Consider the following 13,286-nt stretch of genomic DNA (forward strand, 5'->3'; position numbering starts at 1 on the left):
ACTTTGTGGCTGTCACCACTCCACTGATCGTTCCTGAAACCGACATTTGGGAGGTTCCTGACAATGGCGGCTGGTATTGATCCGGCGGTGCAGCGGCGACGGCTACGGGCTGAGCTACGTCGACTCCGCACGCTCAAGCGGCTGACACAGAAGGAGGTGGCGGAGCGTGTCGGGTGGTCGCCGTCCAAGCTGATACGTATCGAGACCGGGCAGGTCGGGCTTTCCGCGACCGATCTCAAGGCGCTTCTCGGCGAGTACGACGTCTCCGATCCTGAGACGATAAACTCCTTGGTGAAGATGGCGAAGGAGGGGCGCCGGCAACAGTGGGGGCCGTATCGGGACGTGTTGAATCCCGATTTCCTCACCTATTTGGGGTTCGAAGGCTCTGCAGCGGTGATTCGCCAGGCCGAACCTCAGGTCCTTCCCGGATTGCTGCAGACCAGAGAATACGCACGCGCCGTTATTGAGGGTGTCGGGGGAGGGGATCTGCCGGCACAGACGGTAGATCGTCAGGTCGAGGTTCGCATGAAACGTCAGGAGATTTTTGACCGGCCGAACTCGCCCGAGATGTTCTTCATCATCGACGAGTCCGCGTTGAGGCGGCCAGCTGGAGGTGCTGACGCGATGCGGCGGCAGCTTCGCCGTCTGAAGAAGATCTCGGCGCTCGACCACGTGCACATCAGAGCTGTCCTTCTTGACAGCGGCACCCATCCCGGACTGCGAGGGTCATTCGTCCATCTGGAATTCCCCGATGCCGAAGACGACGACATGCTCCTTCTGGAAAGTAGCCAGACCAGCCTGGTCACTAAGGACGACACGGAAGCGATAAGCAGGTACCGGAAGGACTTCACCTACCTGGAGGCCATCGCGGCGTCGGAGGATGAGACGGGGCGACTGATCGACAGGATCGACGCTGACCTTGAGCGGCTGTCGCCGCCGTGAGGGCACTCCACCCACGGACCCCCTAGATCGTCACAAACACCACCGTCCTTGGGCCCGTGTGACGCCGGGGGCCGTCGTTAGTCGCGGCCGTCGAAGACGCCGCTTTTGATGGCCGACACAAAAGAGCCCCAGGCTGACCCGGTGAATCTCAAGTGCCCCGCTGCTGGATTCTTCGAGTCTCGGACGGCGGTGCACTCTGTGCTGGGTGACACCTCGACACAATTGTTGTCACCGGCCATGCTCCGGCTACTCTTCTTCCAGATGAGTTCCGACACGACTCCACCTCCGAACATGTTCCGGCAAACGGTGATCCTGTGATTTCCGTCGGAGAGTCGGCTGCGCCGCTGGAAACCCTTGACCAAACATCGACCCTGATTCGCACGTATAGAGTGTAAGCAACCCTTGCCTGATCTGCCAGAGTGTCGACGGCAGGCATGGGTGGCGATCATGTTCCTGACGAGATGCCGACAGTCGCACCATGCACATGGCAGACCCAATGTTGCACAGCATATACACCGCTCGCACCGAATATGGAACTTCCATGCGGGACACGCCGACGAGAGGGCGGCACCCCGCAGGTGACCCTATAAAGCCAGAGGCGATTTCATCTTCTCTGTTCGTCGCCGCACCGCTCGACGACTACCTGGGGGATGAACAGCGGCATCGGAGTCGATCATTCAGGTCAATCCATCGCCTGACCTGAACGACTCCGAATCGAAGAACCACCTGCCGTTGACGAGATAGAACCTGGCGGCGGCGTCCTCCCCATCCGGACGTAGCCGGGTGCACATCAACGCCCTGGTGCGCCGTGAGGCGCTCGTGAAACGCGTGGAACCGGTCATCGCACTGCGGTAGCCGCTAGGGCAGGAATGGTCCTGCCGGGTGACGAACGTGGCAGTGATCGTGGAGATCATGGGCGGTGTAGGACGCAGACGACCTTGCCGAGGATTGTCGCGTGGTCGCCGGGTAGTACCGGGTAGTGGGGGTTGTGAGGGACGAGTTCGATGTGTCCGTCGCGGGTGCGGTACTGCTTGACGGTGGCTTCCCCGTCGAGCAGGGCGGCGACGATGTCGCCGTTGTCGGCGACTGCCTGTTGGCGCACCACGATGATGTCGCCGTCGCCGATGGCGGCTTCGGTCATGGAGTCGCCTCGTACCCGCAGCGCGAACAGCGTGCCCCGGCCGACCAGCTCGGCGGGCAGGGACAGCACCTCCTCGACGTGTTCCTCGGCGAGGATCGGGGTTCCTGCGGCGATGGCTCCCAGTAGAGGCGCGGCGGCTCCGCGCGGGGCTTCCGACTTCACCGGCGGGTCATCGTCGCCGGGCAGGGGCCGGGCGTCGACCGCTCGCGGCCAGCCTGGAGCCCGTCGGATCAGGCCGTGGCGGGTGAGGGTCTTCAGGTGGTGCGCCACCGACGAGGGGGAGCCGAGCCCGACGGCCGCCCCGATCTCCCGCACCGTCGGCGGGTAGCCATGCCGCTGAACCCAGCCACGGATCACGTCGAGGATCTGCCGCTGCCGGTCAGTCAACGACACCGGATCGGGTGGCACGTCAGAAGCGGTCACCCCAGGACGATACCGCGAACTTCGAACGAATGTGCTAAACGGGTGAGTGGGGTGCGGCCTGCATGTGCGTCTTCGAGACGTTGCTGGTGCCTGGCGCTCCCCGGGTGGTTCACGTGGGGCAGGGCGGCCACGGGGGGGAGCGGCCCTGCCCCACGATGCCGTCACGGTAGACCTGGTCATCAATGCAGGACAACCCCTGGGCGGCCCGACGCTGGTGCCTGTGCGATCCGGATCAACCCCGTCGGGTGTTCCCCTGAACTGGCCGTCCAGCGCCGTCACCAAGCAAACGGCTCGTCGGCACTAGGCATGCGGGCAAGCGCCTGGTGGACCGGATGGTTGGGTGCGGAGACCGGGTATCGCCGCACGCGGCGCGAGAGATCTCGGTCGCCGCATCGCTCGAAGCCGGCGGGCTGTGCGGCGTGTTCACTCCGGCGGGAGGAGCTTGAGGTCGGCGTTCATGCGGGTGGCGACGTCGGCGTCGAGTTGCGGGCCGTGGGCGAAGGTCCAGCCACCGTCGCGGAGGTTGGTGATGGTCTGGGTGAGAGCGCGTCGTGCGTACACGACGCTTTCGTCGCTCCAGAGCACGGCGGTGCTCTGTGCGGTGGTGTGGCTGTTGGTCACGGCTTCGCCGAGCAGGGTCAGGCAGTTGCTGGCGTCGTCGAGGACGCCGACGGCCTCCCACTTGTCGCGGCGTCCTGTTGTTAGCCGGTCGTGGTTGAGGCTGACGCATCGCACCGCTTGGGCGAGCGACGCGATGAGCCGGCCGGTGTCCTCCAGCTTGATGACCGCGGGGGAGGCGGCGGCCACTTCGCGTTTCTGCGCGTCGTCCGCCTGTTGAGGTGGGTCACGAGGTCGGCGAGGTCGACGTTTGGAAGGTGGGACCGTACGTAGGTCTCCTCGCGGATGCCGAGGGTCGCGGCGGTGGTGGTGACGAGGTCGGCGAGGATGTCCTGCGCGGTGACCGCCGAGATGTCCAGGCCGCGATGGCGGCCTTCCTCGCGCAGCCGCCCGACCGCTTCCTTGAACTTGGTCATCCGACGCACGCGTCCTCCTGTGGTGGCCCTCCATCCGCACGATAGCCGGCGGTGCAGGGGCAAGCCGGAAAGCGGTTCCGGGCCGGATCTGTTTGCCGAGCCCAGGTTGAGGCAGGCGTGTCCGCATGGGCTTGTGTCGCGGAGTCGGGGCGGCCTGTCTCATAGGGATAATGCCCGGGTCGCCTGTCGAAGGGGTGGCGGGAGGAGCGGGTTATGCCGAAGAAGCGCACACCTCGTCAGCGTCGCGCCGCTCAGCAGCGGGCACGCCTGCAGCAGCGGCAAGACGTGGCTCGGCAGGAAGAGTTCCACGAAGAGCACGCCCGACTGGTCCTGGACCGGATGGGGGACCCCCGGTTCGTGCAGCGCACCGTCGGCGCGGACGGCGTTGCCACGTTGACGTGGGACGCGGGGTCCGAGGCGGGTACGGAGTTGCGTGAGGGGTTCCAGGCGCAGTTCGCGGCGTTCCGGGAGAAGTTCGGCCGCGAGCCGGGGCCGAAGGATCCGGTGTTCTTCGACCCGGACGCTGACGAGCCGACCCCGTTGAATCAGCGGAACTTCGATGACGCCGTGGAGCACATGCTGAAGGCCGCCGAGGACTCGGGCGTGGACCCGGCGCCGATCCATGCCTGGCGGGAGGTCGGCTACCTCGTCACGGAGGAGAACCAGCACCTGTTCAGCGCCGCCGAGGTGCAGGCCTACGCCGACGCCGTGACCCGCCACCGGGGCGACATCGAGGATATCGACCTTGCGTCGACGGTCGAGCTCTCCGCTGACGGGCTGCGGGACCTGATCGACGAGACGATCACCAGCGGTATGGAGGAACCCGCCTGGCGGCTCGGGGAAGCCCTCGACCACGCAGACGACCCCGACGCCGCCGGTCTCGCCGCGACCACCCTGACCGCTGTTCTGATGACCTGGTTGACCAGCGCGAAGGCAACCGCGACCACTGACCTCGCCGGCCCCGCGCTGGGGTGGATCCGCCAGAACCTTGATGACGAACCCGCCGATCAGGCATTCCAACTCGCGGGCCTTCTCGGCAGCCCACTGGCCCCAAACCTGACCGTCAACGAGGCCCTCGACCGGCTCGGCGACGCGTTCCTTCCCGCCCTGATCTGGCTCGTCGCCGGGCTGGTCGCCACCGAGGCGAACGGCGACGTGGAATGGCTCACCCAGTTCGACCCCGACATCGACCAAGACGACGAATGAGCCCACCACTACCGGCCCCGCCAACACAGGCCCAGCCCGTCCGTTCAAGGGTGTGGTCGCACCAGCCGCACCCGAGTGGTAGCACGCTGCGTGCGTGCGACGGGGTAAACACCGCCGTTAACCTCGTCAACGTATTGATGCGGGCACTGGTTCGGGGGCGCGCCGCCGACGCGGCTTCGGCCACCGTCGCTGGTGCACGATGACCGTCGTCGGCGTCGCTGCCCCATGGTCCCCGGGCACCTGCACCACCGGCTGGCCTCGGTCGGCTACTACGATCCCCGGCCGCCGACACCTCGTGGACGGACGGTCGTGACGCCGCGCGTCGTACCCTCTACTTCTTCGCTCAGGGCGGACAGCCGGGTGCCGTGCCTGCCCGGGGTTTCTTACCGACGAACCGGTTTACCCGGACGCCCGGCTGCACTACGACACGACGGTCACCTACCAGCCGACCTGCGCGTTAACTTCTCGATCCCCGGCCTTCATCACCTTTGCCTTGCTCGCCAACTCCGTCGGCAACAGCAACGCCCGATCCCGGGCCGCACGCCTCGCAGCCCACAGTGGCGCGACCACGAGCTCAACCGGGTTGTGCTCACTCCCCCCGAACCTGGTGCTACTCCTTCGAACGCTGACTGTCGATCGACCACACCGCCGTCATGGAATGCCACCTCGACCCCGTCGGGGTGGTGCTCCTCTTCGCCGACACCGAGCCGCTACGCCTGAACGGACCAGCCGCCTGGCTGCACGCGGTCCTCTTTGCGTACTTCCGGTTCGGCGCCTCGGCACTGACTACCGCGACCTTCCTCCTGCCGATCGGCGCCACCCACGCGCCGGACCAATCTGCCGCGACCTCAACCTCGACCAGCAGGTGAAAGCATGGACAATACCGAACAGAGAATCGCCCGCTTAGCGGTTCTCATTGATGCCGACAACGCTCAGCCCGCAGCCGTCACCCCGCTGCTGGCCGAGATCGCGAAGTACGGAACGGCCCATGCCAAACGCGCCTACGGGGACTGGACCGGCACCAGCCTTCGCGGATGGAAGGAACACCTTCTCGCGCAGTCCATCCAACCAATCCAGCAGTTCGCCTACACCTCTGGCAAGAACGCCACCGACGCCGCCCTCATCATCGACGCGATGGACCTCCTCTACACCGGGCGCTTCGACGGATTCTGCATCGTCTCCAGCGACAGCGACTTCACACGCCTGGCCTCACGGATCCGCGAATCCGGGCTTACCGTCTACGGCTTCGGCGAGCACAAGACGCCCCAATCGTTCGTCGCCGCCTGCGACAAGTTCATCTACACCGAGAACCTCAAGCTCGACCCTCCCACATCGCATCAAGCGGTCGCCGTCAAGCCGCGCACACCCATCACCGATCCCAGTAACGACACGGCCCTCGTGAGGCTGCTCCGGGACACGATCGAAGCCTCCTCCGGCGACGACGGCTGGGCACACCTGGCCAGCGTCGGGCACCTCCTCACCAAACGCCGCCCCGACTTCGACTCCCGTACCTACGGGTACACCAAACTCACCGACCTCGTCGAAGCCACTACCCTCTTCGACGTGGACCGCCGACTACCCGCCGACGGTAAACCCGCCGTCGTTTACGTTCGCGCCCGCCATGCCTCGACGCGGCACCGCCCCGACTTACAGCCCCTGGCCTGAGGACCGGGTGCCCTCGGGACTGCGTAGATTTCCGTGTTTGACCTGGGTGTGGTCCGTTGGACAGGACGTTGATCCTGTCCGGGAAGGACCGCGTCATGGCAGACAAGAAGAAGGCGGTTCAGCTTCCGCAGCCGACGGCGGCGGAGGTGGAGTTCGCGCAGCAGCTGGTAGAGCGGGCCAAGGCCGACGGAGTGTCGTTGGTCGGGCCGGGTGGGCTTCTCGCGGGGATCACCCGCACCGTCCTGGAGTCAGCACTCGACGCCGAACTGGATGCCCATCTAGAGGAGGCCGGTGTCGACGAGGAGTCGGGTCGGCGGGCCAATGTGCGTAACGGGCATGGGGCGAAGACGGTGCAGGCCGAGGTCGGGCCGGTGCGGATCCACGTCCCGCGGGATCGGGCCGGGTCGTTCACGCCCCGGATCGTGCCCAAGCATGCCCGCCGCCTTGATGGGTTCAACGAGGCGATCCTGTCGCTGTATGCCAAGGGCCTGACGACCGGGGAGATCTCCGCGCATCTGGCGGACGTGTATGACGCCGACGTGTCCCGGGAGTTGATCAGCCGGGTCACCGACAGCGTCGTGGAGGAAATGGAAGCCTGGCGGCAACGGCCCCTCGATCGGATCTATCCGGTGGTGTTCATCGACGCCCTGGTGATGAAGATCCGCCAGGGGCAGGTCGCGAACCGGCCCGTCTACGTCGTGGTCGGGATCAGCCTCGACGGGGAACGCGACGTGCTCGGCATGTGGGCCGGGACCGGCGGTGAGGGCGCCAAGCAGTGGGCCGGCTACCTCACCGAGCTGCGCAACCGCGGTGTCGAGGACGTGTTCATGGTCTGCTCTGACGGCCTCAAGGGCATGACCGACGCGATCGAGCAGGTCTGGCCCCTCGCGGTGCACCAGCAGTGCGTCGTGCACCTCGTGCGGGCCAGTCTGCGTTACACGAACCGCAAGGACTGGCAGAAGATCACTCCCGCGTTGCGGGAGATCTACACGGCTCCGACCGTCGCGGCTGCGGAGGCCCGGTTCGAGGCCTTCGCCGCCGAGTTCGGTGACCAGTACCCGGCGGTGATCCGGTTGTGGCGGACCTCGTGGCCGCAGTTCGTGCCGTTCCTCGACTACGACCACGAGGTCCGCAAGGTCCTCTACACCACCAACATCATCGAGAGCCTGAACGCCCGGTTCCGCCAAGCCGCCCGCAGGCGGGGGCACTTCCCGACCGAGCAGGCCGCGATGAAGGTCCTCTACCTCGTCGTCCAGCAGAAACGTAAGGGCGGCGGGAGTATCACCGGCCGGGTCTACGGTTGGGCCAAGGCCCTCAACGCCCTGATCCTCGCCTACGGCGACCGGATCGTCATCTAACAACCTCGATCACACCACAGGCCCAAACACGAAAATCGACACACTCCCGTGCCCTCTGCTTGCTTTGCGCCGTGGCTGTGACAGGTCTGTTCGGGTTGCTTCTCCAGCACGTCAGTGGTCGGTTACCCGCGCTGCTGCGAGGCAAGCAGGCCGCGGATGCCGCGCGAGCTGCGACTGGCGCGTGGTGCCCTCCGGGGTCGGGCTTCAATCAATGGTTGACAAGGGCTACCGACAGGAGGGCTCCGGCCAGGAGGTACGGTCCGAAGGCGAGGTTGGGCTTTCGCCGCAGCGCGAGGCGGATGACAGCTTCGGGTGCGGCCAGTAGATAGGGCAGCAGGATCCCGTAGAGCACCGCCGGCCAGCCGAGGGCGCCCAGCGCTCCGCCGAGTAGTGCCATCATCCGGATGTCGCCGAGACCCATCATGCTGCAGCCGGTCACGGCGATAAGCAGGTAGGCGCCTCCCGCCGCGCCGGCTGCCAACCCGGCCCGGGTCAACGTCTGTCCCTGGCCGGTGGCGATCGCGTGTCCGACGAGGGTCGTTCCCAGCGCGAACGCGGCCATGCCGATAGCAGGTGTCGGCAGCCTGCGCGTGACGACGTCGACGATGGACAGCAGTGCGCCCGTGTACAGCACCACGAGCCACCCGGCGACCAGCAGCGACCCACCGGGGTGGTCGCCCACCAGGAGTGCGACACCGACTGACGCGACGGTGCCCCCGCCGCAGGCCGGCGCCACCCACTGCCACCACCGCCGCGCCCGCGTCCCGCTGGTCGGGGGAGGTGTTCGGCTGGCGCGGGGCTGAGGGCGCAGCTTGGCCACGGCCCTGGCGCTGGCGTATGGCATCGCTGCTCCGGCCAGCGCTCCGCATAGCGCGCTGCACCACATGAGCGAGGTCATCGCCGGACCTGCGTGCCGGGCCGTCGCGTGGGGTTGCCTGCCCTGGCGGGCGCTCGTGGCGGCGAGGTCTGTTTGGCCTGCCGTGGCCGTCGTCGTGCTGTGGTGGCGCGCCGGCCGTCGAACGTGTTGCGCAGCGGCGCCGGGTGGGAGGTGGGGGCTTGGTGTAACCCATCCATGAGGCAACCATAGTTCGTCAGATCCGAACTGGGGTTGACGCACTCTGGAGCTTTGTGCTTAGCTCGCCCATGAGCGTTTCAACTGTGGTTGATGATCCGCCATCCGTAGTTCAGCCATGGTTGTGGCGGCTCGCCGCCGATCCAGAGGCGAGTGGGCACCCCCGGCCCGCACCACGGGGCAGGCCGTCGGATCGGGTGAGCGAGCCCGAGGTAGGCGGTTCGCCAGCGAGACGACATTGACGACGGCGAGACCTCCGTTCCGCCGTCGCGAGAGAGACGGGATCACCATGACGACACGCAGCATCGGAAAGCACCACCGTGTCGGTCGACCGACCCATCGGCTGCGCCTTACCGCGATCCCGATCGGTCTATGCCTCACGGTGTTGATCGGTGCCTGCAGCAGCAGCGGGGACGACAGGAAGTCGTCGCCGGCGACGCCTGCGGTACCACCGCAATCCAACGGGACCTCGACTGTTGGCCGTGAGGAAGCGGCCGTCACCGCGTACCGGGGGATGTGGCAGGCGTATGCGAAGGCCGGTCTCACGGCGAATCCGCAGGAGCCTGACCTGGCGCGTTTCGCCACCGGCGCGGCGTTGTCGCTGTTGACGTCGGGCCTTGCGAAGCTGCGTGAGGACGGTGAGGTCATCAAGGGCCAGTACCAGTCGTCGCCGCGGGTCACCGCCGGGCCCTCGCCAGCCCCGGGAACGATCTTTGTCCTGGACTGCCTGAACACCACCGACTTCCTCACGTACAAAGCGTCGTCCGGGGCACTGACCGACGACACCCCCGGCGGCAACCGCGCCGTGCGGGCGACGGTCATCCGCGTCGGCGACGTCTGGAAGGTCTCCACCGTCGCCGCTCAGGCGGTGGGCACATGCTGAGGCACACGCTGCGCGGCCTGCTGGTGCTGCTCATCGCCGTCGCCGCCACGGCGATGGCGAGCGTCGCCCGCGCCGATGACGGGATCGGCCACGTCGACTGCGCCCAGAAGCCGTCGACGCCGGGCTGTGACCTCGCCGTTGAGGTTCCGGGCAGCGTGGGAGGCGCGTCTGGTGGGTCCGGCGAGGCCGGTTCGGGCGGCGAGGGCGCGCCCGGGGCCAGCAGTTGCTACTGGGCCCCTGTGGGTGGCGACCGGCCGCCGCCTGCGGGTAAGGGGCCACCGGGTGGCTGGTACGCGCGGACCTGCAGCAGCGACGGCATCGGCTCGCAGGGCACGCCGCAGTGGCTGGATCAGCCGCCCGGGGTGGATGTGGGCGCGTTGGCGTTGGCCGCGCGGTCGCGATTGCGACTGCCTGCCCCCGGGATCCGCACGAACCCTGCGGGGATGCCGTTCGTGTTGGTGCGGGTGCCGGTGTGGTTGTGGGTGGACCCGGTGACCTGGGGCACCCGGTCGGCGTCGGCGTCGGTGCCGGGTGTCGTGGTGACCGCGACGGCGACGCCGGTGAGTGTGCGGTGGTCGTTCTCTGACGGCACCTCGGACGTGATCTGCGTGGGTCCCGGCAGGCCGTGGACGCCCGGCACGGATCCGCGGGCGGTATCGACGTGTGGGCACACCTTCACCAGGTCGTCTGCCGCCGCGCCCGGTGCCGCGTTCGCCCTGCGGGCGACCGTGACGTGGTCGGTGGCCTGGTCGGGGCCGGATGGCGGGGGCACGTTGGCGCCGTTGACGACGACGGCGACCAGGATGGTGCGGGTCGCGCAGTCCCAGGCGATCGTCGGGGATGCCCGGTGAGCGTCACGGCCGCCCGCCCCCAGCCGGCGACGACCGCGGCGCCGTCGTGGGTGGGGCGGCGCAGTGGGCGGCGGGTGGCCGCCGGGCTGCTGCTGGTTGTCGCGACGGTGCTGACGTTCTGGCAGGTTGATCTTCGTCGGCATGCCGGGGAGCAGTTCCTGGCCGTGGCGCGGCCGGTGCCCGCCGGGGTGGTCATCGCCGACACGGATGTGCGGGTGGTGCGGGTGGCGAACCCGTCGGGCCTGGACCTGCTCGCCGCGGACCGACGCGACGAGGTCGTGGGGCGCGCGGCGGCGGTGCCCCTGGGCGTCGGGAGCTTGCTGGTGTCGGCGCAGGTGGGACCACCGGCGTGGCCTCCAGCGGGGCAGGCGGTGATCGCGGTCGTGGTCAAGGCCGGCCGTGCCCCCGCCGGACTCGCCGCCGGGGCGCGGGTGGTGATCCTCGTCGCGCGCACCCCGGACACCGGCCAGGCGGCCACAAGCCCACCCACGGCCCAGACAGTGGAGGCACGTCGGGCGGAGGCCAGCGTCGTCGCGACGAGCGATGCGGAGCAGGGCGGTCAGATCGTGACGTTGCTGCTGGACGAACTGCAGGCGCAGGCGGTCGCCTCGACGCCCGGGGACGTGGCGCTGGTGCAGCTCGGGCCACGCCAATAGAGGGAGGTTGACGGACATGTTGGTGATGCTCGCGTCGGTGTCCGGTGCTCCGGGCGTATCGACCGCCGCGTTGGGAGTGGCCGCGCTCTGGCCGCACAGGCCGGGTTTGGTGGTGGAGGCCGACCCGTGCGGCGGGGTGTTGGGGGCACGCTTCGGCCTGCCTCAGGAGCCCGGGCTGGCGGCGTTGGCCGCTGCGGCGCGCCACGGCCAACCGTCGGGTGAGCCGGCGCGGTTCGTGCAGCCGTTGCCGCTGGGCGTGCACGCGGTCTTGGGGCCCGGCGCGGCCGAGACCTGCGCGCAGGCGGTGTCCGTCCTGGCCGCGCGGCCGGAGGTGGTGCCCGGGCTGGCGCCGGTGGTGATCCTCGACGCCGGTCGCCTCTACCCCGGCAGCCCCGCCCACGGCCTGGCGCGGCGGGCGGACGCGCTGGTGGTCGTGACCGCCGGGGACACCGAGCATCTCGACCACGTCGACACCCGGCTGGCGGCCCTACGCGGGACCATCAGCACCCCGCACCTCGGGGTGGCGGTGTCGGGGAAGTGCGACTACGAGCCGCGGGAGGTCAGCGGTCGGCTCGGTGTCCCGGTGTGGGCACACCTACCCGTGGACCGGTGGGGCGCGGCCGTGTTGACCGGCCGGCTGACCGGACCGGCGTGGACGCGCACCCGTCTGGCGCAGGCCCTGCGCGGCCTCGCCGCCACTCTCGCGCCGCTCTCCTCGCCGTCGACCGCGTCACGCGCGGCGTTGGAGGTCGTCCGGTGACCGCGCCTGCCGCCGTGGTGGTGGCGCCGGAGCTGATGGCGCTGCTGCGTGGCCGTGTCAGTGACCGCCTCGCCGCGCACGGCGCCCAGCTTTCTGACACGCGACGCCGTGCGGTCATCGCCGAGTACATCGCCGAGGAGTTGCTCACCTACGCCGGGGAGATCATCACGGCGGGCCGCACTCCCTTGTCGCGGCAGACCGAGGCGGCGCTGGCGCGGGCGTTGCGCGACAGCTTCCTCGGCCTGGGTGGCCTGCAGCCGCTGCTCGACGACCCGCAGGTGGAGGACATCTTCGTCAACGGCTGCGACAACGTGTGGGTCCGCACCACCGACGGGCGCAGCCGGCGGGTCCCGCCGGTCGCGACCACCGACGAGGAACTGGTTGACTTGGTGCGCACGGCCGCGGCGCGCAGCGGCCAGGAGGAGCGGCGTTTCGACCGCGGGTCGCCGGGCCTGTCGCTGCGCCTGCCCGATGGGCAGCGACTGTTCGCGGTGATGGCCGTGTCCAAGCGGCCCAGCGTGTCGATCCGCCGTAACGTGCTGCACCAGGTCACCCTCGATGACCTCGTCGACCGTGGTGAGCTGACGCCCGGGTTGCGGGAGCTGGTCGCGGCGATGGTGCGGGCCCGTAAGAACCTGGTGATCTGCGGCGGAACCGGGGCAGGGAAGACCACCCTGCTCCGCGCCGCCGCCGCCGCGATCAGCCCGTCCGAGCGGATCGTCACCGTCGAGGACGCCTTCGAACTCGGCCTGGACGAGAACATCGACGCGCACCCGAACACCACGGCGCTGCAGCAACGCGAGCCGAACCTTGAGGGCGTCGGCGGCATCGACATGGCCACGATGGTCACGTGGGGGCTGCGGATGCGCCCGGACCGGGTCATCGTCGGGGAATCCCGCGGCGCCGAAGCCGTGCCGATGCTCCTGGCGATGTCGCAGGGCAACGACGGTTCCATGTGCACCGTGCACGCCTCCTCCAGCAAACAGGCCCTGACCCGGCTGGCGATGTATGTCATGCAGGCCCCCGAGAGGTTGACGTTCGACGCGGCGAACGTGCTCATCGGTCAGGCCGTCGACTTCGTGCTGCACCTCGACGTCGCCACCGACGGCACCCGCGTCCTGTCCTCGGTCCGGCAGGTCCTGGAGACCGACGGCACACAGGTGCCCTCCAACGAGATATACCGTCCCGGCCCCGACCGCCGCGCCGTGCCGGCCGCGCCGCTGCGCGCCGACACCCTCGACGACCTCATCGCCGCCGGCCTCCCACCTGACCTCCTCGACCAGGACCGGTGGTGA

The 13,286-nt window shown here is 68.6% G+C and carries 14 protein-coding genes; 10 read left to right on the forward strand and 4 right to left on the reverse strand.

The genetic code is table 11. The annotated features are described in order from the left end of the window. Window positions 1–63: 63 nt before the first annotated feature. Window positions 64–942 carry a helix-turn-helix domain-containing protein gene (locus tag Q2K16_RS21360; protein WP_302739609.1) on the forward strand — a complete coding sequence of 293 codons (879 nt, stop codon included), beginning with the start codon at window positions 64–66 and terminating at the stop codon, window positions 940–942. Window positions 943–1,019: 77 nt separating this feature from the next. On the opposite strand, the gene Q2K16_RS33085 is transcribed toward Q2K16_RS21360, so the two are convergent. The 3 genes from Q2K16_RS33085 to Q2K16_RS21375 all read right to left on the reverse strand — a co-directional run bounded on the left by Q2K16_RS33085 (window position 1,020) and on the right by Q2K16_RS21375 (window position 3,313). After that, the gene (locus Q2K16_RS33085; protein ID WP_368052497.1) at window positions 1,020–1,391 is read right to left on the reverse strand and encodes a DUF397 domain-containing protein; all 372 of its coding nucleotides are present in this window, start codon (window positions 1,389–1,391) and stop codon (window positions 1,020–1,022) included. A gap of 461 nt (window positions 1,392–1,852) precedes the next feature. Further along, a complete protein-coding gene (gene lexA / locus Q2K16_RS21370) occupies window positions 1,853–2,686 on the reverse strand; it encodes a transcriptional repressor LexA (protein WP_489671795.1) in 834 nt (277 codons plus the stop codon). Window positions 2,687–2,929: 243 nt separating this feature from the next. Continuing rightward, window positions 2,930–3,313, reverse strand: coding sequence for a hypothetical protein (locus Q2K16_RS21375; protein WP_302739615.1), 384 nt, complete (start codon window positions 3,311–3,313; stop codon window positions 2,930–2,932). Between the two features lie 440 nt (window positions 3,314–3,753). Here Q2K16_RS21375 and Q2K16_RS21380 point away from each other — a divergent pair, with 440 nt between their 5' ends. The 4 genes from Q2K16_RS21380 (at window position 3,754) to Q2K16_RS21395 (ending at window position 7,769) form a co-directional block, all read left to right on the forward strand. Next, complete coding sequence (locus Q2K16_RS21380; RefSeq protein ID WP_302739616.1) at window positions 3,754–4,746, forward strand: hypothetical protein; 993 nt, start codon at window positions 3,754–3,756, stop codon at window positions 4,744–4,746. Window positions 4,747–5,399: 653 nt separating this feature from the next. Continuing rightward, complete coding sequence (locus Q2K16_RS21385) at window positions 5,400–5,615, forward strand: hypothetical protein (RefSeq protein ID WP_302739617.1); 216 nt, start codon at window positions 5,400–5,402, stop codon at window positions 5,613–5,615. 4 nt (window positions 5,616–5,619) lie between these two features. After that, window positions 5,620–6,411 (forward strand): NYN domain-containing protein, encoded by a 792-nt coding sequence (locus Q2K16_RS21390; RefSeq protein WP_302739618.1) that lies wholly within the window; start codon window positions 5,620–5,622, stop codon window positions 6,409–6,411. 95 nt (window positions 6,412–6,506) lie between these two features. Further along, entirely contained in the window at window positions 6,507–7,769 is a 1,263-nt protein-coding gene (locus Q2K16_RS21395) for an IS256 family transposase (protein ID WP_302739619.1), read from the forward strand. Window positions 7,770–7,977: 208 nt separating this feature from the next. Here the strand turns inward: Q2K16_RS21395 and Q2K16_RS21400 are convergent, their stop codons facing one another. Continuing rightward, a complete protein-coding gene (locus tag Q2K16_RS21400) occupies window positions 7,978–8,451 on the reverse strand; it encodes a prepilin peptidase (protein ID WP_302739620.1) in 474 nt (157 codons plus the stop codon). Between the two features lie 679 nt (window positions 8,452–9,130). Here Q2K16_RS21400 and Q2K16_RS21405 point away from each other — a divergent pair. From Q2K16_RS21405 to Q2K16_RS21425, 5 genes are read left to right on the forward strand one after another with little or no spacing between them, the layout of a single operon-like run. Further along, window positions 9,131–9,724: a hypothetical protein gene (locus Q2K16_RS21405; RefSeq protein WP_302739622.1), complete on the forward strand. Its 594-nt coding sequence runs from the start codon at window positions 9,131–9,133 to the stop codon at window positions 9,722–9,724. Continuing rightward, on the forward strand, window positions 9,718–10,575 hold the full coding sequence (locus Q2K16_RS21410; RefSeq protein WP_302739623.1) for a hypothetical protein: 858 nt from the start codon (window positions 9,718–9,720) through the stop codon (window positions 10,573–10,575). Before Q2K16_RS21405 ends, Q2K16_RS21410 begins: the two co-directional genes overlap by 7 nt. Continuing rightward, a complete protein-coding gene (locus Q2K16_RS21415; protein WP_302739625.1) occupies window positions 10,572–11,231 on the forward strand; it encodes a CpaB family protein in 660 nt (219 codons plus the stop codon). Before Q2K16_RS21410 ends, Q2K16_RS21415 begins: the two co-directional genes overlap by 4 nt. A 16-nt stretch (window positions 11,232–11,247) precedes the next feature. Continuing rightward, window positions 11,248–11,991, forward strand: a complete 744-nt coding sequence (locus Q2K16_RS21420) for a hypothetical protein (RefSeq protein ID WP_302739626.1) — start codon at window positions 11,248–11,250, stop codon at window positions 11,989–11,991. Window positions 11,992–12,026: 35 nt separating this feature from the next. Continuing rightward, the gene (locus Q2K16_RS21425) at window positions 12,027–13,286 is read left to right on the forward strand and encodes a TadA family conjugal transfer-associated ATPase (RefSeq protein WP_489671930.1); all 1,260 of its coding nucleotides are present in this window, start codon (window positions 12,027–12,029) and stop codon (window positions 13,284–13,286) included.

The organism is Micromonospora cynarisoli, assembly GCF_030518815.1.
In the GTDB taxonomy this organism is placed as follows: Bacteria; Actinomycetota; Actinomycetes; order Mycobacteriales; family Micromonosporaceae; genus Micromonospora; species Micromonospora wenchangensis.

Excerpts from the sequence above, each read along its gene's own strand:
- Q2K16_RS21380 (WP_302739616.1), top strand. The coding sequence starts at position 3,754 with ATGCCGAAGAAGCGCACACCTCGTCAGCGTCGCGCCGCTCAGCAGCGG.
- Q2K16_RS21405 (WP_302739622.1), top strand. The coding sequence starts at position 9,131 with ATGACGACACGCAGCATCGGAAAGCACCACCGTGTCGGTCGACCGACC.
- Q2K16_RS21420 (WP_302739626.1), top strand. The coding sequence starts at position 11,248 with ATGTTGGTGATGCTCGCGTCGGTGTCCGGTGCTCCGGGCGTATCGACC.
- Q2K16_RS21395 (WP_302739619.1), top strand. The coding sequence starts at position 6,507 with ATGGCAGACAAGAAGAAGGCGGTTCAGCTTCCGCAGCCGACGGCGGCG.
- Q2K16_RS21360 (WP_302739609.1), top strand. The coding sequence starts at position 64 with ATGGCGGCTGGTATTGATCCGGCGGTGCAGCGGCGACGGCTACGGGCT.
- Q2K16_RS33085 (WP_368052497.1), bottom strand. The coding sequence starts at position 1,391 with ATGATCGCCACCCATGCCTGCCGTCGACACTCTGGCAGATCAGGCAAG.
- lexA (WP_489671795.1), bottom strand. The coding sequence starts at position 2,686 with ATGACCAGGTCTACCGTGACGGCATCGTGGGGCAGGGCCGCTCCCCCC.
- Q2K16_RS21385 (WP_302739617.1), top strand. The coding sequence starts at position 5,400 with ATGGAATGCCACCTCGACCCCGTCGGGGTGGTGCTCCTCTTCGCCGAC.
- Q2K16_RS21390 (WP_302739618.1), top strand. The coding sequence starts at position 5,620 with ATGGACAATACCGAACAGAGAATCGCCCGCTTAGCGGTTCTCATTGAT.
- Q2K16_RS21425 (WP_489671930.1), top strand. The coding sequence starts at position 12,027 with ATGGCGCTGCTGCGTGGCCGTGTCAGTGACCGCCTCGCCGCGCACGGC.
- Q2K16_RS21410 (WP_302739623.1), top strand. The coding sequence starts at position 9,718 with ATGCTGAGGCACACGCTGCGCGGCCTGCTGGTGCTGCTCATCGCCGTC.